General features: G+C 46.0%; 21 protein-coding genes. 11 read left to right on the top strand and 10 right to left on the bottom strand.

The window, feature by feature from the left end; all coding sequences use genetic code 11:
• Window positions 1–33: 33 nt before the first annotated feature.
• The 7 genes from E0E36_RS08775 to E0E36_RS08745 all read right to left on the bottom strand — a co-directional run bounded on the left by E0E36_RS08775 (window position 34) and on the right by E0E36_RS08745 (window position 10309).
• Window positions 34–375: a DUF4133 domain-containing protein gene (locus E0E36_RS08775; protein ID WP_130855650.1), complete on the bottom strand. Its 342-nt coding sequence runs from the start codon at window positions 373–375 to the stop codon at window positions 34–36.
• 10 nt (window positions 376–385) lie between these two features.
• Entirely contained in the window at window positions 386–5911 is a 5526-nt protein-coding gene (locus E0E36_RS08770) for a helicase-related protein (protein ID WP_130855649.1), read from the bottom strand.
• Window positions 5912–6011: 100 nt separating this feature from the next.
• Window positions 6012–6464, bottom strand: a complete 453-nt coding sequence (locus E0E36_RS08765; RefSeq protein ID WP_130855648.1) for a hypothetical protein — start codon at window positions 6462–6464, stop codon at window positions 6012–6014.
• 12 nt (window positions 6465–6476) lie between these two features.
• Window positions 6477–6806, bottom strand: a complete 330-nt coding sequence (locus E0E36_RS08760) for a DUF4134 domain-containing protein (protein ID WP_130855647.1) — start codon at window positions 6804–6806, stop codon at window positions 6477–6479.
• Window positions 6807–6987: 181 nt separating this feature from the next.
• Window positions 6988–7494, bottom strand: a complete 507-nt coding sequence (locus E0E36_RS08755) for a hypothetical protein (protein ID WP_130855646.1) — start codon at window positions 7492–7494, stop codon at window positions 6988–6990.
• A gap of 181 nt (window positions 7495–7675) precedes the next feature.
• Window positions 7676–8869 carry a hypothetical protein gene (locus E0E36_RS08750; RefSeq protein WP_130855645.1) on the bottom strand — a complete coding sequence of 398 codons (1194 nt, stop codon included), beginning with the start codon at window positions 8867–8869 and terminating at the stop codon, window positions 7676–7678.
• Window positions 8870–9112: 243 nt separating this feature from the next.
• Complete coding sequence (locus tag E0E36_RS08745) at window positions 9113–10309, bottom strand: hypothetical protein (RefSeq protein ID WP_130855644.1); 1197 nt, start codon at window positions 10307–10309, stop codon at window positions 9113–9115.
• An 817-nt stretch (window positions 10310–11126) separates the two neighbouring features.
• Here E0E36_RS08745 and E0E36_RS08740 point away from each other — a divergent pair.
• The 6 genes from E0E36_RS08740 to E0E36_RS08715 all read left to right on the top strand — a co-directional run bounded on the left by E0E36_RS08740 (window position 11127) and on the right by E0E36_RS08715 (window position 16811).
• Window positions 11127–12512, top strand: coding sequence for a hypothetical protein (locus E0E36_RS08740; RefSeq protein WP_130855643.1), 1386 nt, complete (start codon window positions 11127–11129; stop codon window positions 12510–12512).
• Window positions 12513–12567: 55 nt separating this feature from the next.
• The gene (locus tag E0E36_RS08735; RefSeq protein WP_130855642.1) at window positions 12568–13107 is read left to right on the top strand and encodes a hypothetical protein; all 540 of its coding nucleotides are present in this window, start codon (window positions 12568–12570) and stop codon (window positions 13105–13107) included.
• Window positions 13108–13458: 351 nt separating this feature from the next.
• Window positions 13459–14694, top strand: a complete 1236-nt coding sequence (locus E0E36_RS08730; RefSeq protein ID WP_130855641.1) for a hypothetical protein — start codon at window positions 13459–13461, stop codon at window positions 14692–14694.
• A 287-nt stretch (window positions 14695–14981) separates the two neighbouring features.
• Window positions 14982–15161 carry a hypothetical protein gene (locus E0E36_RS08725; RefSeq protein WP_130855640.1) on the top strand — a complete coding sequence of 60 codons (180 nt, stop codon included), beginning with the start codon at window positions 14982–14984 and terminating at the stop codon, window positions 15159–15161.
• A gap of 112 nt (window positions 15162–15273) precedes the next feature.
• A complete protein-coding gene (locus E0E36_RS08720; RefSeq protein WP_130855639.1) occupies window positions 15274–15837 on the top strand; it encodes a hypothetical protein in 564 nt (187 codons plus the stop codon).
• Window positions 15838–15884: 47 nt separating this feature from the next.
• On the top strand, window positions 15885–16811 hold the full coding sequence (locus E0E36_RS08715; RefSeq protein ID WP_130855638.1) for an alpha/beta fold hydrolase: 927 nt from the start codon (window positions 15885–15887) through the stop codon (window positions 16809–16811).
• 135 nt (window positions 16812–16946) lie between these two features.
• Here the strand turns inward: E0E36_RS08715 and E0E36_RS08710 are convergent, their stop codons facing one another.
• Both E0E36_RS08710 and E0E36_RS08705 read right to left on the bottom strand, forming a co-directional pair.
• Window positions 16947–18005, bottom strand: coding sequence for a serine hydrolase domain-containing protein (locus tag E0E36_RS08710; RefSeq protein ID WP_130855637.1), 1059 nt, complete (start codon window positions 18003–18005; stop codon window positions 16947–16949).
• Window positions 18006–18302: 297 nt separating this feature from the next.
• Complete coding sequence (locus E0E36_RS08705; RefSeq protein WP_130855636.1) at window positions 18303–18854, bottom strand: hypothetical protein; 552 nt, start codon at window positions 18852–18854, stop codon at window positions 18303–18305.
• A gap of 506 nt (window positions 18855–19360) precedes the next feature.
• Between E0E36_RS08705 and E0E36_RS08700 the strand changes: the two genes are divergently transcribed.
• Window positions 19361–20443: an adenine nucleotide alpha hydrolase family protein gene (locus E0E36_RS08700; RefSeq protein ID WP_130855635.1), complete on the top strand. Its 1083-nt coding sequence runs from the start codon at window positions 19361–19363 to the stop codon at window positions 20441–20443.
• A 332-nt stretch (window positions 20444–20775) separates the two neighbouring features.
• Here the strand turns inward: E0E36_RS08700 and E0E36_RS27710 are convergent, their stop codons facing one another.
• Window positions 20776–20940 carry a hypothetical protein gene (locus E0E36_RS27710; protein WP_165446951.1) on the bottom strand — a complete coding sequence of 55 codons (165 nt, stop codon included), beginning with the start codon at window positions 20938–20940 and terminating at the stop codon, window positions 20776–20778.
• A 582-nt stretch (window positions 20941–21522) separates the two neighbouring features.
• Between E0E36_RS27710 and E0E36_RS08690 the strand changes: the two genes are divergently transcribed.
• The 4 genes from E0E36_RS08690 to E0E36_RS08675 are packed head-to-tail and all read left to right on the top strand — an operon-like array spanning window position 21523 to window position 24224.
• Window positions 21523–21825, top strand: a complete 303-nt coding sequence (locus tag E0E36_RS08690) for a hypothetical protein (RefSeq protein WP_130855633.1) — start codon at window positions 21523–21525, stop codon at window positions 21823–21825.
• 42 nt (window positions 21826–21867) lie between these two features.
• Window positions 21868–22947, top strand: coding sequence for a DUF932 domain-containing protein (locus E0E36_RS08685; RefSeq protein ID WP_130855632.1), 1080 nt, complete (start codon window positions 21868–21870; stop codon window positions 22945–22947).
• Between the two features lie 44 nt (window positions 22948–22991).
• The gene (locus E0E36_RS08680; RefSeq protein ID WP_130855631.1) at window positions 22992–23795 is read left to right on the top strand and encodes a hypothetical protein; all 804 of its coding nucleotides are present in this window, start codon (window positions 22992–22994) and stop codon (window positions 23793–23795) included.
• A gap of 36 nt (window positions 23796–23831) precedes the next feature.
• Complete coding sequence (locus E0E36_RS08675) at window positions 23832–24224, top strand: single stranded DNA-binding domain-containing protein (RefSeq protein WP_130855630.1); 393 nt, start codon at window positions 23832–23834, stop codon at window positions 24222–24224.
• Window positions 24225–24260: the final 36 nt, after the last annotated feature.

The raw sequence follows: 24260 nt of genomic DNA, 5'->3' as shown, positions 1-24260 counted from the left end.
TGTCCGATCCGGTTCAAATAAACCAATCGCTTCCTATTTGCTTCGTTGTATCCGGATTTTCCTTTCCTGATCCATAAAAACCCGGCGGCTGTTGCATTTAATGGTTTTGGGAACTGATTTTCTTGCCATGGACTTCATCATCCCGTGCTCCCCATATTTATCACTGAGCTGATATACTTTCATGACAACACCTGCACCCAGGCAAAGAATAACCGCAAGACATATATATTGATTCAGACCAATGATGTACATCACGGCATAAATGATCATCAGGGCAATAATACCGCCGCCCAGATACCATATATATTGCGCCTTTAGGCCGCGAAACTCTACCGGCTTATTGACTCCTTTGTTTATCCTATATATACTTGCCATATACTTTTTCTTATACCCGCATCCCTTTTTTTCCGCTATCTCCGGAAATATTCCTACTATTGAGCGCAATCACTTTCCCGTCATCGAGCATCACGTCGGCAATGACCGGTTTCATGTCCACTTTGTCGGGATTCGTTATTTCTTCAGCTTCTTTCCGCTCCTTATCCTGTATATTGATCAATATTTGACGTGAAAGGTTATCCAGGTCCACCTTCAAACGGGCCAGTTCCTCCTCCCGATCAAAAGGCTTATGGACGAAGCGCTTCATGTTCTCAATTTTATCCGCAAGGCTCCTGTCATCGCGTTCATAGTTTTCTTTCAGGTCAATACAGCGATCGATCGCATGAAGAAATAAGCGCGCGGTAAGCTTCGGATTGGCCATAGGCTGCCCCCCATTATAGGTATATTTGATTTCACCCCCGTCCCGTTGCGCATAAAAGAAGTTAACAGGCTTCGTCTCCATCCGATTCTCTTCAAAAATATCTACCTTTTTTTGAGACAAAAACAGATCAAACCCATACAGTGTCCCGATCTTCTTTTTTTCATCAGCCTCCTTAGGCCGGTAGGTTTTATGCAATTGAATTAAAAAATTTCCGATGGCCTCTGAATCCTTTCCTGTAAAGCCATCCAGTTGGATGGGATTCAGCTTTTGCCCTGTGTCTTTCCATTGAAGCCTGGATGAATATTCCTGCTCATCCACGCGGATCAGATCGAGTACCCGCTTATTTCCGGCGTACTTTCTTTCCAGATCCCCAAATTCCCAGGTATTCCTCCGCTGTTCGTTATAGTGGGCCATTTTCAGGCTTTCCAACAGGGCGACCTTTTTCTCCAGCTTACTTTTCTCCAACAGCGAAGTGTCTCCGGATAAGACAGCGATATATTCCGCATAGTTCATTCCGCTTTCCTCATCAAAGGCACCTTCGTCCAGTGTTCGCGTATACAATTTATTGCTCTTCAATTGACTGATAAATAACTGTTTCACTTTCAGTAAATTGAACTTATAGTTGTCCAGTGATTTTTCCGTAGCGTAGATGTAGTTATATACTTTATTTCCTTTATATAATTTCGCAATTTCATTTTTCGGTCTCGACCCGCGACCATTGCGTTGATCCAATTCCGACGGTTTCCAGGGAATGTCCAAATGATGCATGGCTATCACCCGCTTTTGTACATTAAGTGCCGTACCCGCCTTACCCGTGCTCCCCAATAGAAAACGGATCTTACCCTCATTCATCTTTTCAAAAAGCTTCTCCCGTTCATCTCTCGGCCAGTCATGTATAAAGGTTATTTCCTCTGACGGTACACCCTGTTTGATCAGCGCATCACGCATCGCTTCATACATATTGAACCCCTTGGTCCCCGGTGTACCAACATCGCAGAAAATGATCTGGGTGCCTTTATGTTCCATGAACTCTATATAGTGCTGATAGGCCTTACGGGCGCAGGTATTGATTTTATTGTTCGGATCGTCTCCATATTTATAGGGATTGATCAAACGCATATCCACAGCCATCTTCTTCGCTAGGTTCGTCGCCAGCAGCATCCTGCTCTTTTCCTCATTGGGAGTCAATCGCTCCTTCCCGATCAGTTGCGCATTGCCTGTTTTGGCAAACTGCACCAATCGCTGGGTAAAGACCTCCTGATCGGCATTGGGTTTGATATTGATCAGGTACTCCTCCAATGCCGGTTTATCCAGCTTGATATGGTCGGCTGTTTTATAGTCGGTAATCCGGTTATAGGATACGGCGAGCTCCGGTACGTTCACGAAATGCCTGAACCGTTCTTTGGCAATAATCTGGTTGGTAACTGAAAATTCATAGTCAACACTCTTTTTTGCAAAAATGGCCGCCCATGCGTCAAAATTCTGGATATGTTGGCGCTCCAATTCCCGAGGCGTGAGGTACTTGAAGATCAGGAACATTTCCGTCAGGCTGTTTGATATGGGTGTACCGGATAAAAAAGTGGCACACATATCTGAATTACGACGCTCCTGCAGGGTCCGTAGGGCAAATAACATATTCAAAGCTTTTTGGGAGCCTTCCTGGTTGCCCAAACCGGAAACCCGATTATGCCGCGTAGTGAACAAGAGGTTCTTAAAGCCATGCGATTCATCAACAAATAGGTGGTCAATGCCCATGTCCTCAAAGAAAACATCTTTATCGCGCCGGCTGTCCATGGATCGCTTTGCCGATGTTAAGCGAACCAAAAGGTTGCTCTTACGGATTTCCATTCCCTTCCTCATCGATTTGGTGATCTCATCACCGCGACCTTTTAAATCATTTAAATCCTTTTCAATCGCATCCAGTTCAGCCTGAAATATCTGCATTTGGATTTTAGGGGACTGCTGGATCTTTATAAACTGATCGTGGGTGACAATGATACAATCCACGTTATTGTTCTTTATCTCAAAAAACAGTCGCTGGCGATTCTTTTTTTCAAAATCCTTTTCGCCGGGCACCATGATCCGTGCGGAAGGATAAGCCGTTTTATAGATTTTTGCAATCTCCGATGCATTGGCATTCAGGGCTGCGATCATGGGCTTTTTACAAATGCCCAACCGCTTCAGCTCCTGCGCGGCAAGGATCATAATCAAGGTCTTTCCCAATCCCACGGCATGATCGATCAACGCCCCGTTATTCTGAACAATACGCCAAACACCGTCCGACTGTGATTGGTGGATTTTATGAATTCCGATACGTTTAAGTCCCTCCCAATCGAGTCCCGGAAAGGTTTGATGGCTACCATCGTATTCCCGAAGGGTATAGCAATTGAAAAGTCGGTTATAGTAGTTTTCCAGGTATCTTTTCTCTTCATCGGGGAGGCGCCTTAACCATTCACCGAAACCGGACCTGATCCGTTCCACTTTTTCATGGGCCAGTTGCGTCGCTTCCGTGTCCGGTAAGCGGACGGATACATCGCCATTCTTAACCGTATAGGTGAAATAAGGAGCGGTATTTTCCAGTGCGTGTTTAAAAAGGGCATGTGCCAACATATTTGATCCGCTCTTGGGCACAATCATAAAATCCCTATCAGTGACTTCATTTCGCCGGGGTATCTGCACACCATAAGCATCCATGGACTCCAGGTAATCCACCTTTACCTCCGTTTCAAAAAGTTCCTTTCCGTACCGCTCGAAATATTTTACAGGCATCCAGCGCTGACCAAAATTGAACTCCAATAACTCAAAGGGAATTTTCATCGGTTGTACCCCTTTCAGCGCCTTCAAACTTTTTTCATAGTAGAGGTTATCCGGATGCTCAGCTGCGATGCGCTCCACAAGGTCCAGTTTATCTACCACATTACCGGAAAGAAACTGATCCCTGGTCTCCCAGTGCCCGTTAATCGGATTAATAAAAATTTTATGCTCCAGGGCTTCGATCACCTCCTCCTGCGGCTGCTGACATAATTCCGTAATCACATCCAGTCGAACCTTGCCATGCCGGTTCAGACAGATACCCAGTGCCTCCTGGGGCTCATCGACCAGAATCCGCTCTTCAACGCCTTTTACTGCCGTATAAAGAATATCAGCCGGCACGTACTCTTCACCCTGTCTTCGCTCCAATGAAGAAAGAACCATCAGTCCATATGCCTCATCTTGCAATAAAAGTGAGCTGTTCTTCTTTGAATTCAACAATCCGAAAGCCGCCGTAAAGGTCTCATACCGGTGCCGAAGGCTTTCCCGTAAGGACTCTACCGCGGATAAATCCTTTCCTTCGACTTCGGAAAGTTCCAGAAAAGCATGCCGAAGAGCGGTATAGCCGGCATATAGTCCCGGTGTTTCATTTTTTAACTGCAGCTTTTTAAAGCTCGCATGGCCGGCCTCATGGTCTACTTCTTCCAGCAGGCCGGCCTTCCCCTGATGGATTACCAGCGTTCCATTCCGGTAATAGGGTTCAATGGGACTTACAAAATTGTTTCTGTCTTTTGCAAGTTCTACATAGTGCTCCAGACTTTTATCGCCCTCAAACAGAAAAGTATAAGGGAAACGTTTTAATTCCGCTCCAAGATCTTTAAGTGCCACATTGAAGGACTTGGCACTCATCCATCCAATGGAATAGGATGGGCCGTTTACATTGGAAACCATTTGGTACATATACCGGTTCCACCGGCGATGCCTGGCCGTAAGCAATACAATGGACTCATGATCGGGCCTTTCAGCGGTCCGGATGATCCCCAGCAGTTTGGCGGACTTCCGCAGGATCATGCGCTCGTCTGCTTCTTTAATATAGTCAATGGCCCGATTGGTCAATTCAGGTGCGATGGTATCAAATAGGCCAAGCTGGGCTCCCGAGGGGGCATCCTGCTTTACAGGCATTTCCAGGTACTCAAAGGAATCTCCCGAGCGTGATTCGCGCGCACTCTTGACCAACTTAACCCCTTGAAATTTTTCGAAATCAAAGCGCTGATCAATATCCCCCTTTAATATTTCGGCGAGTCCTAAAGCGATACCGCTAATTTCGCCGCTTTGCCTCACCACGGTCTGCGGTCTACCATATTGGTTCTTGCCCGCCTCAATAATATTTCCCAGCAATAAACGCGGGTTTTCCGCTACATAGGCATTGACGGTGAATTCCCCGAATTCGTTCATTTGGGTTATGGATTTTACCAACAGTTCTTCCTCCGGTGACAGGCCCTTTTTTCCAACATGCTTTTGCAATATCAACAATTGGGAAGGTGCTTCGGTGCCTCCTGTATCTTGCATCAGGTTTTCCGGCAGTACTGCCAGGCTGACAAAATCCGCTCGTTCAAACACATATCGACGCGCAAATTCATTGCCCGGCCTGTTCAGAAATGTATCCGTGGTTAGGTAAACAAGTAATCCGCCATCCGCCAGTTTATCGAGTCCCTTGGCGAAAAAATAAGAATGAATCCTGCCAGAAATTTTTTTATCGGGATAATCCGGATCGTCCACTAAAAAGCTGCCAAAAGGAATATTACTGGATATAAGATCATAAGTTCCGTTCTCCGACCTGTCGGTTTCTTCAAATGGTCCAATGTGTACCTTGGTATCGACACGGTTGGACGAACTAAGGCAAGTAAGGATCATACCGGTCAGGTAATCCTTCTCCACTGCCGTTACCCGTTGCAATTCGGGAAACTCCGCAAGCGCCTTCTCGACAAAAACACCCGAACCTGCACTTGGGTCATAAAATGATTTCGGTTCGATCCCTTGTTCCCGGATGGCCCGAAAGACAGCCTCCGGAAAAAAATCGGGTGTGTAAAATGAGGTGAGTACACTGTTACGTAAGGAATCTACAATAAGCTTATTTTCTTCCGGACTGAAATTGTCCTGTATTAATTGGTATAATTCCTGTACATTTTCATGAAGGCGTAGATCTCCGGAAGTAGCACCCTGATCAATCCAGGATTGCCGGTCGCCGATACCATAATGAATGGCAGGTATTCCGCCAAATCCACGATATTGGCGAAGAGACTCCAGCTCTTCATCTGAAAAAGCTTGGCCTTCCTGCTGGCGCAATGCAATCCGAATGGCGTCCACATTATTCTTCAGTGTAAAAAAGGCACTAAATCCCATCTCTACGTTCTCCTACACCTCTTTTCAATGCCTAAAAATCCCGGCGCATGGGCTGCCCAAAACACCAAACCCCATTCACACCCATGGCCGGGATGATTCCTTAATTGACTGCAGCGGCTACCCTTCCCTGAAGGTACTCGTGCAACTGCCCGATGATCGCATAACGGATCATCCGGTCCTGTTCCCTTTCCACACTAAAATTCAACAACTCAAAAACCGGCTCACAGGCCTCCATCATATTCAGCACTTCGAAGGTCAGGATACCGCTTGCAGTCATATCTTCGAAAAAATCTTCAAAATCCTCTTTCAGGATACCGATGATATAATGATATCTGGAAGGGCGCAACTCCTCGGTCAAAGCATCGAGGCAAATTTCTTCTATGGTATAAGCCTGCTCACCCGCTTTTTCCAGTGCATCCGCCAAGGGCAGGATTCCCTGTACCCTTTCCTGCAGATATTTCTGCACTTTATAGTCTTCCTGGAGATTATACATCAGTTCCGGATTATTCGTTACGATATAATCCCAGAGTTTTTCGATTAAGATTTTTTCCATCTTTTCTTTCCTTTATTGAATGCCGAAGAAGCTCTTGATGACCGTTGCGACAATGACCAGAAAAACACAACTTCCGAACCACGCCGCCGCCACCTTACTGGTGTCCTGGTCTCCTGAATTCCATTTTTGGTATACTTTCACGGCCCCAATCAACCCGAGAATTGCCCCTACGGCGTACATGAGGTTCGTACCATCTGCAAAGTAGCCACGGACCTGATTATTGGCCTCCCGAATCCCCAACCGTCCATCCTGTCCCATGGCAACTAATTTTACACCTAACAACACAATTGTTGATACCAGTTTCCGGTACCGATTCTTTTTAATCCCACTCCACTTCATCATATCTCCACTATTAAAAATCAATTCCGAGGGCTTTCCGAAAACCGTATGCTTTAATCGTCCATTATCCTTGCTCTACAGCACTCATCGGGAAGGGGACAATATTGGTATCCATAAACAAAGAACTTTAATGGGGTTCCCGCTCCCCGCCCCATATTGGACGGGGATGGGAACCCGGGCGCCCTCACCGCTCATTCCCCCACAACACTTCCACTTCATCTTCCGTCAACACCACGGCGCCCTTCGACCTACATTCCGTTACGATATATTCATCAACTGCTTCGCGGAAGGCCGGATGGTTTACCACCGGATACTTTGCAAGCAACGGTTTCAAGGCACCCAACAACTTCCGCTTATCGAACATTTTCTTAGCCGCTTCTTCAATGAGGACTTTCAGTTCCCCCGTCAGTCTTTCCACTTCGCGGAAGGACTCATCGGGCGTATCCTCAAATGGGACTTCCTCCACTGGCTGATAGACTTCCGGCGTGGTAACAGCGGGTCCGAAGGGTTCTTCAATCGGTTCATCCTCTCCTATGGCGGCAGTGCTTTTTATAGGCACACGCTTTGTACCGGCGCCGGCTAACAGCTCCTTACCATAATATTTTAATCCGACCAGGACATAATAAATGATCGTGATGGCAGCAACCGCCATAAAGTATTCCGTCCATGAGTATTTAGCTAAGAATTCCATAAACACATGTTTTTTGTTTCATGATCCCGAAACACATTTCCGAAATCCATGACACAAAATTGGCGGAAATTGGAGGCCGCAAAAAGCACAAAAAAGGTTCTCATTTTTTGGTAACCCAAATGAGAACCTTTTAAAATACCGCTTAAAAGCCCTGCCGGGGCTGAAAGCCGCTAATAGTTATTTAGTAACCTTTGATTTTTTCTATCATTTTTTGGAGCACACCGATTACAACTTCCTTATCGCTGTCCTCAGCGCTGTAGGCTTTTGCGCGCATGCCATCGGGCGATGGATTATTTTTTTTCGGCGTTGCAATATGGGGTACAATTGCCTTGAAAACGGCACGGATTGACCGGCCTACCAGCACCCTGATTTCGTCGGCAGCCCGTAGCAGCAAGCCGATCTGGTCGGTTGAAAGGGCCACCATAACCTTGAACTTGTCATTATCGTATACCTCCGTGTTCCTCACGTCCGGCAGCGGCGCAAATTCAATCATGCGCTTTTCACGATAGGTGATTTCATTGGTTACATAATCGTTGCAGTATTGCCGGATGGAGGGGTAAGATGGGTTCCAGGTACTTTTGGGTTTCGCCGGAATCTGCTGGAGACGCTTTTGCTCAAACTTTAAAAATTCAAGTTGTTCAACCTCCGTTTTATATTGGCTTACCAGCATATTCAGTGTGGTAATAAAATACTCGATGGTCCGCTTACTGTTCAGGTCCCAATAAATTAGCAGTTCATTCAACACCGGGCAATTGGTCATCCCTACTCCCTTCTCCATATCCACCGTCTCAATGTCCTTGACCATTTCCAGGGTGAAATTGAGCTCGTGGGCGGTGATCGGTACGCGTGTATCAATACGGGCTACAAAATCATCGAGGTACTCTTTAACTATGTACACGGGCGCCTCGCCGTGGATACCACCTTTCAGGCGGTTCAGGAGATATTCCATCTTTTCCGTTATTTCCAGACGGACGGCCAATAAACGTGTAATGGGCACCCACTTTTCATTGGTCAAAAAGGATGAAAACTCCTCTTCGAAGAAATGAAGGATCTCATGTAACTGACCGAGCAGAAACTCTTTTAACTTGACAACTGGACTGAAGCCCCGTTGGTATTCATAGTCATAATTTTTTCCGATCAGCACCACCAGAGCATTGTGGTATTTGGAAATGTAGAGTTTACTTTCATCCTCAGTCTTCAGTGCGAAAACCTGGTCCTTGATTTCATAGCATATTTTCTTTTTTTCATTCATAACCCTATGTTTTACGGTTTCAACATACTCCGTGTTCATGAACATAGGGGCAAGCATCTGGGGGTTTAGTTCATTGGTAATAAGCTCGTCCAACATCTTGTAGACATAATTCGTTTTTTTCATAATCGTTTCCCTAAAGGTCACGCATGTATGAAACAGGCAAAGTTTACATGAAAGGAAGGAAAGTATGAGTGGGTATATAGGTATGCCGTCCTTTTCCGTACCTGTCCACACACGCGACATTCAATAATGTAACATGTTCTCGGCATTGGGTCCGGAACGACGGCTTGAACAAATATAAAAATTATGAACACAGAATAGCAAATACAAATTGCAAATTAATGAATGGATATGCGCCAATCGGCTTCAATAAGTATTGAGCTGTTCCTTCGCACGGTCGAGCAGATTATTGACAACATCGAGGTCACTCCTTTCAGGTGTACGGGATTTTACGCGAAAGCTGTCCCATGAAGGATTCAGAACTTTAAGCGTAGATATAGCCGGCACCACCAGTTTACACAGGGCACGGAAAGATTTAATCTCAAAAAAGCCAATTTCAAAGAAGGCCCTTAACAGCAAGGCGATCTGATCAACTGAAAAGGGTATTTTTATCTTTTTAACGGATTGGGGTACAATCAGGCTTTCTTGTTTTCCCTCATTGTCCATTATTCCGTTCGTTTCCCATTTTTCCAGATAGCTGATCTGGCTGGACAGATAAGCTATAAAATAGTGCCTTAGACTGGGATAGCCGGGATCAAAGGCTACCCCCGGCTTCTCCGGGATCTGCTGAACCTTCATCAGTTCTTTCCTGAACCAGGCCAGCTTCTCTTCCATGGTACCCAGTCCGGCCATAAACTGATCCTTACCACCTATGAAATAATCAACGACCGGTTTAATGTTCAGGTTCCAATAGATTAACAGTTCGTGAAGGTGTGGACAGTCATTGACACTCATAACCCCGGTTACTTTTTCAAGATCGTCCAGCATGCCGAGCACAAAGTTAACGTGCCGCGACGATACCTGCTCCTTGTTATCGATCCTTGCAACAAAATCCATTAAAAAGTCATAAATGATCCGGATGGGACCCGGCGGATGGCCATCATTGCTTAACTGCCTTACAATGGTTTCCACTTTCTCGCGGACCATATTGCGGACCGGAAGTAAGCGAACGAATGGCAGGCGTTCCCGCTCCCGGATATAGAATGAATACTCTTTATCAAAGACACCGAAAAGGTCATTCAGTTGTCCTTCGACATGCAATAACAGTTCGTTATATTTTGTACTCGTTCTTTGGTTGACCGTTGCCTTATAATTAAAAACGATATCCATGAGATTGACAAGGGAATGATAATAGGCTTTCAACAGCACCTGGCCGTGCTTTTCTTTTTTTACCTGGATTACCTGTTCACGGATCGATTGAACGACCAACCACTTTTGCTTGGTGGCCTCTTCCGACAGCTGGCCGGCTCTGCCCTGTTCTAAAAGCTGCAAATCGATATGCCGGGGGTTCAGCTCATGGTACACAAAGGTATCAAACCATTCAAAGACGTAGTTTCTTTTCATCCTACACCGGTTTAAGAAAAATAAAGGGATTGGTAATGAACGTGTAAATCGCTGAGTTAACTTGCCGTACTGATCCGTAGATTTAATGGTCCTGAGGTTCATATTCCGTTCGCAGAAATTTAGCGGCCAGGGCAATATAGGACGGGCATTCTAAAGTAAATCAAATTACTTAATAATAAAGATACCGCCAAATTCTGTTTTTTCGGGCTGCCGCGCCATTTTATCTGCTGAATTTCCCGAAACCATAGTATATAAAAACCGGAAGTGATGGGCACTTCCGGTCGAGAGTTTAGAAAACAAGTGTAACAATTATAAATGATGGCCCTTTTTCCAAAACTCCGGGGATGCCGATAAGAACAGACTTAAACCTAAAAATATAAAACAGGCACCCTTTATTTTTATTACCGCTATGCTCCTACCGCTTCGCAAATTACAAAGACGGTAAGAACCAAATGGAGCATGCGGCCAAACACAGTCATTGATAAGGAAAGGGACCTTCTGCCTGCCGGTCCATGCATATTATCCGTAGGTGATCCGGGTACCCTTTTCCACCTGGTCATTAATCCATTTATGGATAAGACGCAAAAAGGAAATATTTGTACTATGCCAATTACATATTTTTTCTCTGATTTCGTTTAGCCTTCCGCCGTCATATGTTTTGTCATGGCCTTTATTTAAATTCAGATTTCAGTACAACAAAATAAACGCACCCAAACCTCATCTCGCCGCTAATTTCACGATGTAATTATTTAATATTCTTTTAATGTTATCGATACAATCCATGATTAATTTTCTCAAAAAAATTAAAAACCACTTTATGAGAAAATTTTATCTTCCTGCCGGACAGTCGCTACGAAGTGTGCTGCTGCTATTGTTGGCTATGTGCCTATTTACACGGTGTCAAAAAGAGAACCTCCACAACCCGGATGCCAACTTGGAAATCAAAGAGTCCATTACCACTGCCATGATCAAAAAAGATTTCTCCAATGCCGATCTTGCCTCCAGACTCATAGACACGCTTAATGATACCCTGCAGATAATTTACATCCCCAATTGGAACAAAATCACTACCAATAAGATGGGAGATTCACTGGATTACCGTTTTATTCCACTTCATCCCATTGCAAAATCTCCATCCGGACAATCCCCCGTTAATTTAATAGGCCACAAAGCCTTTTTATTGGTAAAGAACGGTAAAGAATTCTATCGGAGCCGATTTTACCCGAAGCCGGTAGGACAGATAACCAATGACTCTACCCTATTCCTTTATAACGGTCGATTGGCGCTCGATGATCTACTTACTGACCAATTACACCTCATAGATTATAACCTTGGTAAAACCTCCCAAAATTTTATCAAACAGGTCAAACTTAACGATAAGCACGGGTTATCAAACAAAACCGCCTCTAAGAAGTCAGGCAAAAACACGACAATGGGGTGGGAACAGGTTTGTTATACGGTAAGGACCTGCAACTGGTATACGGTCTGTCAGGGAGTCCCTCATGTCTATTCCAATTTTACCGGCGAATGCTCTTACCCCACCGTTGGTACTTCCTGTGATTATACTGCCGAATGGTACCAGTCAACCCCATCATATCACACAGTCTGCGAGAACATCTATTTTGCAGATCCTCCTACAGATGACAATGGAGGTACCGGGACGCCACCCATAATTACTCCAACGCCGCCTGAAGGATTCAGGCCGCTTTGTATGAGCAGCATCAGCCTGGTTCCCAAAAATAGTACGACTAAAGAAGTACATCTTAAAGATGTTAAATTCGGTATTACGGATGTGCCTTTGATAGGACCGCCGAAAACCAATGTCATCACCTTTAATATATATATCAATATTCCATTCGTCATCGCCAATCCGGACGATAGAACAAAAAATTACACCTTTACGGATCAGCAACTTAAAGAGTTTATTTATGAAGCCTATCATTATGCAAGTGAAATGACCAACTTGGGACATGGACAGGATTTTTTTGATCCTGTAATTGCGCAGACCAAGTACCGTGCGATTTTTGCCCAAAACATGCAGTTTTATTTTAACTTTATTGCATTGGAAGGAATGTTCAGGGTTTATGAGAATATGCATGAGGGTGTGGTTCCCTCCTTATCTGCCACTACGGGTAATACAATTGATCCTGCCAAAGCAAAAGTAGCGGTTTACACGAATGCAACCTCAGGCAAGGGTTGTTAATTGAAATGAACATTTATAGATACCTGCGTAAGCAGGAAAAAGTAATATTTGTCCAATGATAAGACATAACGAGAAGTACCTGGATACTATTTATAAATATTATCCCAAGGATCTTAATCCGGGGGATCAGGAATATCTGGAAAGTGCCGAATACATTGCTTTTCTCAAACTGAAAGAACGTTGCGCTTCAAACACCGGCTTATTTGACAACTTATGTAAGGTTATTGCAGCAGAACGAAATGTAAATGTTACCGAGCGGATCGATTTCAGCTATATTGCTCAATTCTACTTGCCCGAAAGAATCGGTTACGCTAAATTGGATTCCTGTAACGTTATTATAAGCGGAATGGAAAAGGTGTTTTCTGTCTATTTGCGTTCTGACCTAACAAAGGTAACGACCTTGGAAGGAATCCGATCCAAGGGCGAGCTTGATCTGATCAATGGCATAATTAAACACATTAATCGCATCTATCCAGATTACGTGCCTTTTGATATGAACTTTTACCATACCAGGGTTCCGGGCATTATGGCATCCGGCCGTTATAACGATCTTTCTACTTATTTTGAATGCCTGATGGTAGCCCAATTATATTGATAGTTGGCCAGTTTTTTGAGTCATAAATCTATACATAGGCGACTTCATTCTAAGATCCAATTAGGATAAAATTTAAAAGCCATGTTGTACCTAATACAACATGGCTTTAACATTCCGGCCAATATCATGATCCGGTTCGCTGCTTGCACCTCATAACCGCTTGCACCCTGCTTTTCAGTTGGTTAATTCATGTTTATAATTTTGGTTATCAGCGATTTGTAAATTTCATTTGTTTCACATATATTTGATGTATAACCAATCGCTTAGGGAAATGATCAGTCATTGACAGGCTAAATTTCCCCGGGATTCGCTTTACGTGATCCGCAGTATTACACAAACTTTATTGAAGCAATGAAAAATGAGCTTAATCTGCTGGAAGGTTTTGTACTGAACGAACTTTTCCCGGCCTTGGTGCACCATCAGGAAGTATCCGAGGAAATTTACGACGATCGGTTAAATTACATCCGGCAATGTGATGTCATTCTTAAAGAACGTGTCATGGACTTGCTGGTCAGCAGTGAAGATGACCAGGTGATAACCCGCCTGATCCGCGCTGCCCATAACCGAATTGTGTATCTTTCTGACCAGCTTTATCCCCAGCAGGCAGATCTTCCCGACCTTACAGCTGAATCCCTCCCCGAAAATCGCAATATGGGAATCCTACGCCTTTCCCTGCTAACCCAGGAAATGATCAGCGCTTTTCTGTTATTTCTTGAAAATACCTGCAGCGCCTACCTGGAAATGGAAGCAAAATATGCCGATTACCGCTTACGCCTGATGCACGATGAGATACGGCCTATCCTTACTCGCCTGTCCAAACGCCTGCGAAGAAACCACATCGAACCCGAGCTGACGGAAACGCTGATCAGCTACCTACTGAATTTTCCCCGGCAGGAACGCAACCTAAGCTACAGGCATGTAGACTACCACGGCAAGCTTTTCCGGGGGCTGGAACGCATGCAGAAAAAGTGGCCCGTCAACCAATGGAGCGATCGACTTTGGCAATTGATCCTTTATTTCAACTTTAATAAAGAACCGGTATTACGGTATGCAGGTAGCCGTGTAAAGGAGATAAGTGAAAAAGCCGATTCCATAAGCGAAGCAAAGGAGCGCCTCCTGTTCCGGCTTAAAGAAACCCGGCAGGCCGAACAGAACCCGGCCTGGAGCTATGACCCCGATCGTACGTCGGTTAAAGATCACCTCATCTTACAGATCGAAGAAGAATTGAACTACCTTCAGGAGCAGGAAGATGAACAGGTCAAGATCCTCTCCCGTGATAAAGAAGCTTTTTTCATCATTGATTTGACGGTTAAGCAGATTAACCTTTGGACAACGATCAATGTTGCGATCAATCGCATTCCCTACCATTCACCATTGCATGTCATCCGGGTGCTACGCTCCTTTCTACGTACCACCCGCACGGGTCCTATCAGTTATGAAAGTGCGCGGAAAAAAACGACCGACTTTGATCCCCCAACCGTTCAGGGACTGCACCGTTACCTCACCGAGCAGCTTGCCGAACTGGAAAAATCCTATGGCCATATGCTCCTGGCTCTCCTGTTTACCTCTCCTTTTACTACTTTCTGAGCAGATTTTAGCCCGGAATAATTTTTTTTCGACCGATTCGGCTAACATTCCGGAATTTTCCGGGATCATTGCCTTTTATAATAGCACGGGAGAAACCTGTTACGTAACGAAACCATAGATATTTGTTCTATTTCATTTTTTATATGTCACCACTTTTGCGGATTCGGAGACATATAGCCAGTTTTTCCTCCATGGCGGAACACGGTGACAGAAAGGGTGACAATTCTGTCCCTTGACAATATTACCCTATCCGCACGACCTTTACATCTCACAAATAAACAGTTTCTGTGAAAAAAGCGAACATTGATTTTTCTTTCATAAGTGCCCGCGGTTCATTACGTAAAAGTGGGCATATCGGTCTTTCCGGCTTCGTGGAGCGTAGGGGGAATGTGATTGCATTCCCCGTAAAGAAATCTGGAACGACGGCAGGTACCTGCAATCAAATCGTGCAGGTACCATTTTTCTAAACATACGCCGTATTTTAATATAAACAGCTCATAAGGAGCATTTTACAGAATTAAGTCTTTGGAAGTCGATGCCGGCTTCGGTAACTTTGTATAGTACCAATGTGATTAGATTATGAGATTACCTGTTATTTGTAGCCTGGCGCTGTCATTGTATGCGTGTAACAGCACAACCGAACTCAAGTCTGAAGAGGCATACGCGATCATCCGAAAGGAAATGAAATATCCACGTACCATTACCTATACGATCAATCGCGTAGATGGCGATCATGCGGATAACGCCCGTTCAACTTCACTCATCCGGGATGGCTACCTTTCCGTTATTCCCGTCGGTGAAGTAATTCCCGAAGGAAGGTACATGATTGAACTAACGGAAAAAGGTAAAAGCTATCAAGTGGCTGATCCCGATCTTCCTGAGGAGAAGATCGCCGTACGGCTTGCAGAAGCTGACGTAGTAAGCCCGGAAAATGTAAAGGTGCAGACAGGGCAAGATGGAAAAGTCGCCACCGCTACTTATAAAGTATCTTATACTGATGTTACGCCCTTTGCCGCATTAAGTAAGAACCGGGATTTTTCACCGGAAGCTAAACCCGAAGTAATTTATCTCGCAAGGCAGGATGACGGGAGCTGGATCAGGGAAGTCAATCCCGATGCCAGGTTTCTTGAATTGGAAAAATAATTTATCCATAGCGTTATCCCGCTCCATTGTTAATTGATGTTATTCCCATGCAAACAACTATTGATCCCCAAATGGCGGCTGACCGTACCTCGCCGCACATACTTCAAGCCGGATCTGTCCGTTCCGGCGGTCAAACCATCCATTTTCAGGTGCTGGGCGAAGGGGCGCCGCTCTTTTTATTGGGGGGCGGTCCCGGCCTTTCTCCTGAATACATGTTGCCGGTTATGGCCGATCTGGCTAAGGCCCACCAATGTATATTAATTCATCAGCGCGGCTCCGGGCTGTCCACCGTGCCCATTTCTGCTGAAACCATCAACCTGTCATTATTTCTCGATGATATCCTCAAAGTGGCCGCCGAATTGAAACATAGCTCCTTTTCGATCCTTGGTCATTCCTGGGGAGGGCTGCTGGCAATGGAGCTGGCCGTTCGCTATCCCAACCGCATAGATAAACTCCTATTGATAGGCGCTGCAGGATCGAATACGGATTATATACCCCTTTTTATGCAGAACCTGTTTGAATCCCTGCCACCTGATGATCGTCATTTTTATGCCACGGCAGGCGCCGAACTCATGCAGCTCCTGGCTGCACTCGATGAGCAGCCCGTACCTGATGAAATTTTCCGTCTGCACCTCCGCCTCTACAACCTGGCAATGAAAGGCTATTTCTTCGATCAAAGTCTTGCACAATCCTTTCATATCGGTGAGCAGGACCTGAACCTCGCGGTAAAGGACCTGATGGAAAAATGGTTACTGGATACGCGCTGGAATATCCGGAAAAGGTTGAAGGCCCTGGATGTCCCGACGATTCTTATTCAGGGACGGCAGGACCCAATGGGTCTCGAAACCGCCCTGGCGACCTCCCGGGCCATTCCTCACAGCTCCCTGCATATCATCGAGCGATGTGGCCACCTCCCCTGGCTTGAACAGCCCGGAGAGTTTTATAAATTGGTCGGAGAGTTCCTTCGGAACTGATGCCTTTCAGGCCATTCTTTAAAAGCAGGAAATATCCTTCCTGCTTTTTTGACGATATTGCCGGATTTGATTCGGGGATCAGAACTCCCCCCACAATAGGCCAAAACCTTTGCAGTAAAGGTTGGAAGCTATTTTTTAACGGATCAATATGTTCATAATTTCGTTTTGAAAATCGTTCAGGCTCGTGGTATACATATTGGTAAGTAAGATGATGGTAATTTTTTCCTCCGGTATATAAAGCAGTCTTGTTGTTGTTCCCCAGATTGAACCCTGTCTTTCAGCCACCGAAATTTTACGGTTATTGATTACCCGGTCCCTGATCCATAAACCGAAACCATAGGATTCCATATATGGCTCTAGCATCATTTTCAGCGATCTGGCCGAAATTAAATGGCCGCCATACAGGGCCTCGGAAAACCGGAGGAGATCTTCTGCCGTGGAATACATGGCCCCGGCAGCATAGAAATTCTCAATGTAATAGAATGGATCGTTTTTTATCAGCTTGGTGCTATCATCGATCATATATACGGATGCAAGTTTCTCAACAACCTTCGAGGTTGAACACATTCCCGATCCGGTCATATGCAAGGGCTGCAACAGTTTTTCCTCCAAAACGGCTTCGTACGGCTTTTGGTAGATCGCCTCAATAATTTTTCCCAGAATAATATAATCCGCATTGTTGTAGCTCCACTTTTTACCGGGCTCATTTTCCAATTTTCCGCTACAATAGTGCTGTAAAATTTCACTCGATGTATATTCCTTTAAAAACATGCGGGGTACTTTGCCTGCATCCTCTTCGGATTCGCTGTTCCGGATTCCTGACGTTGCGGTCAACAGGTTAAAAATGCTGACTTTATCACCGGCTTCGCCGCTGTAATCGGGGAGATAGGTGCGGATCGACTTATGGATATCCAATTTCCCGGCCTCCTGCAGCTGCATGATCAGGACGGCGGTAAATAATTTCGTAATGGAAGCAATCTTAAATTTGGTATCCATTGTATTCGGGACGGCAAATTGAAAATTAGCCATGCCGAAACTCCCGGTATACTTTTTATCGCCCTGCTTCACCAGAATCGTTCCATTGAAGCTCTTTTCTTTTGCATACTTTTCAATGAACTTTTCCGCTGTGGCAAATTGTCCAAATGTGGTCGTGGCGACTGCCAGGAAAATGCATGTTATTAATAAATTCTTCATGTCGTTAAAACCCCAATAGCTACCGGTACCGATTGACTTCCCCTAGTTTACGGGATCAATGCATGGCTCCTCTTTTATACCGATCCTTTCACTCCGATCCAATAAAATGCCACATTTTTATTCTTTTAATTATCAGTTGATTAGCAATTTCACAACCAGCAGACTGCACGTTTCCGTACAGTCGGTGTTCGTTTGTAAACTTAAACTGTCTCCCGGGGGCTGTTAAAACAGCGGGTGTTCTTCATGTAGGTATCCGTGATCACCTTCCGCTATACTTAACCGGGCTGATTCCTTCATTTAACGGTTCATTCCCCGTTGCTTGCTTTTTTCCGGTTTGGGTACCAGGGTCGAGTTAGCAATTTGTCTCAACACGTTTTTCCTTTCCTCATCGGACAGAGACAGTATATAATTGCCCCAATTGGTAGAGTTACCGAAACATTTCTTCTCAGACGGAAGTTTCGGTAGCACGATACCCACTGCAGGCTTCACCGAGATTCCGTGGTTATAGAAAAATTTCAATAAGGTATGCGGCCATTCGATGCAGGTGGGTGCATCCGCCCAGAGCATCGCTATCGGGTTTGCCTTCATTTCTTTGATATAGGCCTCACCCTCCGGTCTTCCCAGGCCCCAGGCCTTTAAAAATCCATACTGTACATCGCGGCTCAGGTTCAGGTAAAAATCACCCCAATCCCGCTTTCGTCCCCTCCAGGAACGGCAAAGATGGGCCGCCGTGCCCTTATCTTTGACTACCGCCTTAATGAGCTCTTCCCCTACCCTCGGCGTAGCCGATTCAACTTTACGATATTCAGCAATAAATTTTTCTGCCGATAAAATCAGATCCATATCCATACACACCATTCCTTTCCGGGTACCCGCCCTTCCGCTTCATTATTCTTCGGATCGGATTCTTAAAGCCTGCCGGACCCGAAGGCTTCCTGCGCTAAAAACCCACCTTTAACCCCTTGACAAATCTCGCTAAAGAATATGAAGCTATCCCAAGTAAAAATCATGGAGCTTAAACACCGGCCCGGCGCAGGCAATGCCTGACAGATCACCCTAACAACTCCGGCTAATTATTGCCCGTTATACACACCGATCCCATGCCGGCGGACCTGCAAGTCCCATAGCTCAACCATCATTTCATTGCATGTATAGCATTGCCCGATGTAGTGAGTGAATGGAAACCATGCACATCACAAAGTTCGGCAGCGGGCTGCTGTAGCGGACAAAAGACTACGGCATAAACGGTTTCCTCCCAAATGGGGACCCTCCATTTATTCCGTTTCCTTTTGCCCTTGATTGCCCGCTGCCGGAGCCGGTTCCGTTAATGGATTTCCTCACTAAAAACTTAATTTATGAAAACACTTCAGACAGATCTTTTCCGTGGAATCGATGAGCTTCGCCGTCAGCCCCTGGTCGTAGCTTATGGAATGGGCGTAGATAGCACCGCAGTGCTGGTGGAACTCAACAGGCGTGGTATCCGTCCAGATGCCATCCTTTTTGCTGATACCGGAAATGAGAAAATGGAAACCTATGCGTATTTATCCCTCATCAACAGCTGGCTGGAGAAGGTTAAATTCCCGGAAGTAACCGTTGTCCGGTATGTACCTAAAAAATTCGGTGACGCTCTTCCCTATACCGGTTTAGGTGAAAACTGCTTGAGCAATGGAACCCTGCCATCGCTGGCTTTCGGATTCAAAAGCTGTTCCCTGAAATGGAAGGTGCTCCCTCAGAATAAGTGGACCGATAGGTGGCAACCTGCCCGTGATTGCTGGCGCAGTGGCGGCAAGGTCCGTAAGATCATTGGCTATGATGCCTGTCCTAAGGATTTAAAGCGCTATGCCCATGCCCGGCATATGGAAGATCCCAAATATGATTACTGGTACCCTTTAATCGAATGGGGTATGGACCGTGAAGCCTGCCGGCAAAGCATCCGGTCCGAAGGTTTACCGGTTCCGCCCAAGTCGGCCTGTATTTTCTGCCCCGCTACCCGGCCGGAAGAATTGCGGAGCCACAAACCTGCCTATTTACGGTATATCGTTATCATGGAAGCCTGTGCAAAGCCACGCTTACAGGGTTGCATGTCGGCCGAACAGCTGCAGGCTGACTTTGAGCACCGGATGCAGCTATGGAACCAACGCCTCGAATGTGCCCGTGGTCAGGAGCGTCAAAAGCTCCTGGCGAAAAAACCCCGCCTAAAAAAGCCGGGGTCAGGTTGTGCGGGCCTATGGCGCCGGGCAACCCGTCAACGTCCCGCTATGATGACCGATTATATCCGCGATCATGAATTACTGCCCATTGCTGAAATTGAAGACCTGCAGCAATGGGCTCCCCTTCTTATCGAACAAAGGCTGCATGAATACAGGGCAGGCAAAGCAATATCCGACTGGCGCCATTTCCTTGATATGCTCTGCCCACCGGACGAACTTATTGACTAAGTACACAATCAGGCCTTCAGCTACCTACCCCAAGCAAACAACGTCGCCTATAACGTAACAAGCTACGGGCACCCCTCTTTTCCGGTCGGGCGATGAATTCTTCCATAGGTATCGACAGCAGGAAGGCCATTAAGCCTTTACCGCTATTATCGATGATCATGGAGGTCGGCTGTCAAGGATGAAATTGCGCTGCTCGGTTTCTTTGATAGAGGCGTCTACCTACTTTTCAAGCGCATACCCAAGTGAACCTCCGTGATCGCTGAAACTGTCATTGGCAAAACGGTCTTCAACGTTAACGCGCGATTTTGTGAAATAGCCATCGGTGTTGCGGATCAACCCGGCACTTTCGGGGTTATGCGCTTTCCATTCTGTATCCCGGTCCCGACTTTTGCACCGTCAATCACCGACGTGTTTTTCATTGATATATTTCGCCGGAAAAGAATTTCGGAGTATCCCCCCGCAGCTCCTAGCTGATCTTCTTTTACTATTGTTTTCATTCCCCCTCCTTCGCGCTTACCATTTAAAAATAAAGGATCACCGATGGCTCTTCCGGACAAGCGTAATTTTTATTGCACCTGTAATTATTGCAGCGATCCGGGATCTGCGTTAAGCTTGGCCTATCCGATTACTCTTTGTTTTCCTTGGTCCGGATCGGAGAAAATGAACGCCGGCATTTTGCTGTAAAGAAGGGTAAAAACTTTTCCATTTTTAAAACAGGGGGCGTTACCCGCCCTTAAAGGCGGGCCGGCGTGTTCCGCTCTATCCGCTTTGCGGGATGCCGCTGCTCTACCTAACGCAAAAAGCTTTTGGTAATTCTTTCGCCCAATCCCATCCTGGGTGCTTTTTTATGTGCCGGAGAAAACGTCAACGAATGTCATGCCCGCGCCGGAAAGGGCAAAACGCTTTCGCGGCATATCCTCCCTTTGGTCCGGTATTCCACGACGTTTTGCCTATTCCGGCTGTCCCGGGCATGGTGCACATTGTTGATTTTTCTTTCCGGCAGCAAATAAAAAAGCACCCGCACAATGGGACTGATGAAAAAAGAAAAACGGAACGGAAAACGGAATAAAAAAATGGATATGAAAAAATTGAAACCGATGAAACCGGGACAAAAGGCGAAGATTCTGATTCCCGCAGACTTTAAAATGATCGCGGACACGATTCGCAAGAATTGGGATGATAGGTTGAACGAAATCCTCCCGCTGATTGATATGATGGAAACGCTCACCTCCATCGATGAACGCTTCCCCGACGGTTATACAGGCCGACAGCTTGTTACGGATTTTCTTGCCTACTCCAAAGCGTGGAAAGGCCGGATTGCCCAAGCGGTAAAAGAAAAACTGATCGAGCTGCTCGACACACAGGATTTAAATAATCAATGATTGTTCACCATAGGCAGATTGCCCTTCAAACACCTTTTAATTATGGCTCACGAACTCTTTTTTGACAACGACACCCAAAGGCACAGCTTTTTCTCCGTTAAAGAAAAGGCATGGCACAGACTCGGAACCATCCTGCAGGATCACCCCACCAGCGCCGAAGCGATCCAATACGCCGGACTGGATTTTACCGTGGAAAAACGGGAACTGTTTATCCGCAATCAGGATACCATGCTTACCGAATTGGTCGCCGGTCAGGGTATAGCCCTGCCCTACATGGAAGTACCCAACTTCTACGCTACCGTGCGCACGGACAAAAACATCCCTTTGGGCATAGTGGGAAAGGATTACCACGTCGTGCAGAACCGGAATGCCTTCGCCTTTTTCGATTCCATCGTAGATAACAGCAGGGATATACGTTACGAAACAGCGGGATGCCTCGGAAACGGTGAACGCATCTTTATCACGGCCAAACTCCCGGATTATATCCGTATCGGCGATTCGGACGATGTAATCGAACAATACCTGTTCTTTACCACCTCCCACGATGGAACGGGCAGCGTAACCATCGCTCTTACGCCCGTCCGCATTGTATGCGCCAATACGCTCAACCATGCCTTACGCAACTGCACCCACGCGGTACGGGTGCGCCATACCGCCAGCGCTGACCAGCAGTTACAGGATGCCTTTAAGGTTATGGAAATGCACCATAAAACGACACCCGTCCTGCAGGAACTGTTTACCCATTGGTCCAAGGTGCGTATTACGGATAGGGAAGTACGCCGTCTCATTGAAATGGCTATGGCTAATAATCCCGAAGTGCTGAAGCATGTGATCGAAGGTAACAGCGAGGCCCTTTCCACCCGCTTCAAAAACACCTGCAACGAAGTGTACAGCTACGCCATGGCAAACGAAACGCAGCAAATGGAAACCACCAAAGGAACAGTGTTCGGCGTTTATAACGGGGTAACCGGGTATTTCCAGCATGTGCGCAAATACGGCACCCCGGAAGATAAGGTTAAAAACATCCTCTTAGGTGGCACCGCCTTCAACCGCGCGCAACAGGCATTTGACCTATGCCTGAATTATGCCAAACACGGTACGCAAGTATTACAACTCAATTGATCATCCGGGAGCCCTTTCGCGGGGGCTCCCACAATGAACAACTTATGCAGACAGTAACAGGAACGATCTACAATGGCATTGAATACCGGGCCGATGATGGCGGCGGAAACAGGATAAAATTTATCCTTTTCCCTCATAAATTCCATACCAAGGATGATATACAGTCAGCCAGGAAGCAACTGCAGGAGATGTTGGTGACCAAAAACATCCGCATGGCCCGCCCTGATGATTGGGACAACCTGTATATCGAAAAGGTTTTCAGATTATGCAGCGACCTGCAATGGTATGAAATCCATATCGACCGCAAAATCATCAGAAGGGAGCGCATCAAAGGAACTTCGATTGAGGAATATAAAAAAAGTTATATCCTGCCGAAAGTTGAGGCCGAAAAAAAGAGAAACTACAGTAAATATGGCTTTGCCCTATTTCAGCTTCAAATAGGACTGCAGCACAGGCAGGGCAAACTGACCAGTTGGACACCCAACGGCATTGAATATACCGAGGACAAAACCATATCGGAAGGCGCCGACTACCTGCTCTTTCCCCTCCCGCACCATACATCCGAAGATATCAGGATCGCCAAAGAATGGATACGGAATTACTTCCGCGCGGCTTCCCTTCGGGTTGCCGGTGAAGAGGTGGCCGACAGCCACTACATCGACAAGGTGTTTGACCACCCTGCCTGCTATAGGTTACGCTGGTATGAGATAAAAGTGGATATGGAACTGATCCGTGCAGAACGCCTGAAAGGCACCCCACCGGCCGATTATGTTAAAAATCATGTGCTGCCCAACATTGAGCGCACCCGACAGGAGAACATCAAACGCCATGGTGACCGCATTCTCTAAATCGAAACTTTATTAATTCACAATAAACATTAAAACATGATGGACATCATTTATGGAACAATCAGAGAAGACGCCGTAGTAGCAAACGTCAAAGGAAAGGATTTTGTCAAATTTATGCTGACAACTGTATCCTACGTTACCCGTAAAGGGAAAAAAACAAAGCGCTACAGGACTTACCGCTGTTCTTACTGGAAAACTGCAAACATTGCTCCCTACCTGCTCAAGGGTACGGTTTTACAACTGTTCGGGGAGGAAAAGATCGGTGCTTTTCTCAACAGTGAAAACAAACCTACGGTTAGCTTCGACTTTCACGTTGACGAAATAATGTTCGCACAGGTCAACATGGAGGACAGGGAAGAAAAAAAGCCTGAGCTACAGACCGATCCGGTAGCTGAACCGGCAAACGGTGAGGACGATCTGCCATTTTGATGGTTTAACCCGGGAGCCGCAAAAGGTGGCGGCTCC

This window comes from Olivibacter jilunii (assembly GCF_900607235.1).
Lineage (GTDB): Bacteria > Bacteroidota > Bacteroidia > Sphingobacteriales > Sphingobacteriaceae > Olivibacter > Olivibacter oleidegradans.
This window is presented reverse-complemented; position numbering and strand designations above follow the sequence as displayed.

Excerpts from the sequence above, each read along its gene's own strand:
- E0E36_RS27710 (WP_165446951.1), bottom strand. The coding sequence starts at position 20,940 with ATGAAAACAATAGTAAAAGAAGATCAGCTAGGAGCTGCGGGGGGATAC.
- E0E36_RS08760 (WP_130855647.1), bottom strand. The coding sequence starts at position 6,806 with ATGATGAAGTGGAGTGGGATTAAAAAGAATCGGTACCGGAAACTGGTA.
- E0E36_RS08720 (WP_130855639.1), top strand. The coding sequence starts at position 15,274 with ATGAGATTACCTGTTATTTGTAGCCTGGCGCTGTCATTGTATGCGTGT.
- E0E36_RS08710 (WP_130855637.1), bottom strand. The coding sequence starts at position 18,005 with ATGAAGAATTTATTAATAACATGCATTTTCCTGGCAGTCGCCACGACC.
- E0E36_RS08700 (WP_130855635.1), top strand. The coding sequence starts at position 19,361 with ATGAAAACACTTCAGACAGATCTTTTCCGTGGAATCGATGAGCTTCGC.
- E0E36_RS08755 (WP_130855646.1), bottom strand. The coding sequence starts at position 7,494 with ATGGAATTCTTAGCTAAATACTCATGGACGGAATACTTTATGGCGGTT.
- E0E36_RS08705 (WP_130855636.1), bottom strand. The coding sequence starts at position 18,854 with ATGGATATGGATCTGATTTTATCGGCAGAAAAATTTATTGCTGAATAT.
- E0E36_RS08680 (WP_130855631.1), top strand. The coding sequence starts at position 22,992 with ATGCAGACAGTAACAGGAACGATCTACAATGGCATTGAATACCGGGCC.
- E0E36_RS08735 (WP_130855642.1), top strand. The coding sequence starts at position 12,568 with ATGATAAGACATAACGAGAAGTACCTGGATACTATTTATAAATATTAT.
- E0E36_RS08715 (WP_130855638.1), top strand. The coding sequence starts at position 15,885 with ATGCAAACAACTATTGATCCCCAAATGGCGGCTGACCGTACCTCGCCG.
- E0E36_RS08775 (WP_130855650.1), bottom strand. The coding sequence starts at position 375 with ATGGCAAGTATATATAGGATAAACAAAGGAGTCAATAAGCCGGTAGAG.
- E0E36_RS08765 (WP_130855648.1), bottom strand. The coding sequence starts at position 6,464 with ATGGAAAAAATCTTAATCGAAAAACTCTGGGATTATATCGTAACGAAT.
- E0E36_RS08730 (WP_130855641.1), top strand. The coding sequence starts at position 13,459 with ATGAAAAATGAGCTTAATCTGCTGGAAGGTTTTGTACTGAACGAACTT.
- E0E36_RS08740 (WP_130855643.1), top strand. The coding sequence starts at position 11,127 with ATGAGAAAATTTTATCTTCCTGCCGGACAGTCGCTACGAAGTGTGCTG.
- E0E36_RS08690 (WP_130855633.1), top strand. The coding sequence starts at position 21,523 with ATGAAAAAATTGAAACCGATGAAACCGGGACAAAAGGCGAAGATTCTG.
- E0E36_RS08750 (WP_130855645.1), bottom strand. The coding sequence starts at position 8,869 with ATGAAAAAAACGAATTATGTCTACAAGATGTTGGACGAGCTTATTACC.
- E0E36_RS08675 (WP_130855630.1), top strand. The coding sequence starts at position 23,832 with ATGATGGACATCATTTATGGAACAATCAGAGAAGACGCCGTAGTAGCA.
- E0E36_RS08770 (WP_130855649.1), bottom strand. The coding sequence starts at position 5,911 with ATGGGATTTAGTGCCTTTTTTACACTGAAGAATAATGTGGACGCCATT.
- E0E36_RS08685 (WP_130855632.1), top strand. The coding sequence starts at position 21,868 with ATGGCTCACGAACTCTTTTTTGACAACGACACCCAAAGGCACAGCTTT.
- E0E36_RS08745 (WP_130855644.1), bottom strand. The coding sequence starts at position 10,309 with ATGAAAAGAAACTACGTCTTTGAATGGTTTGATACCTTTGTGTACCAT.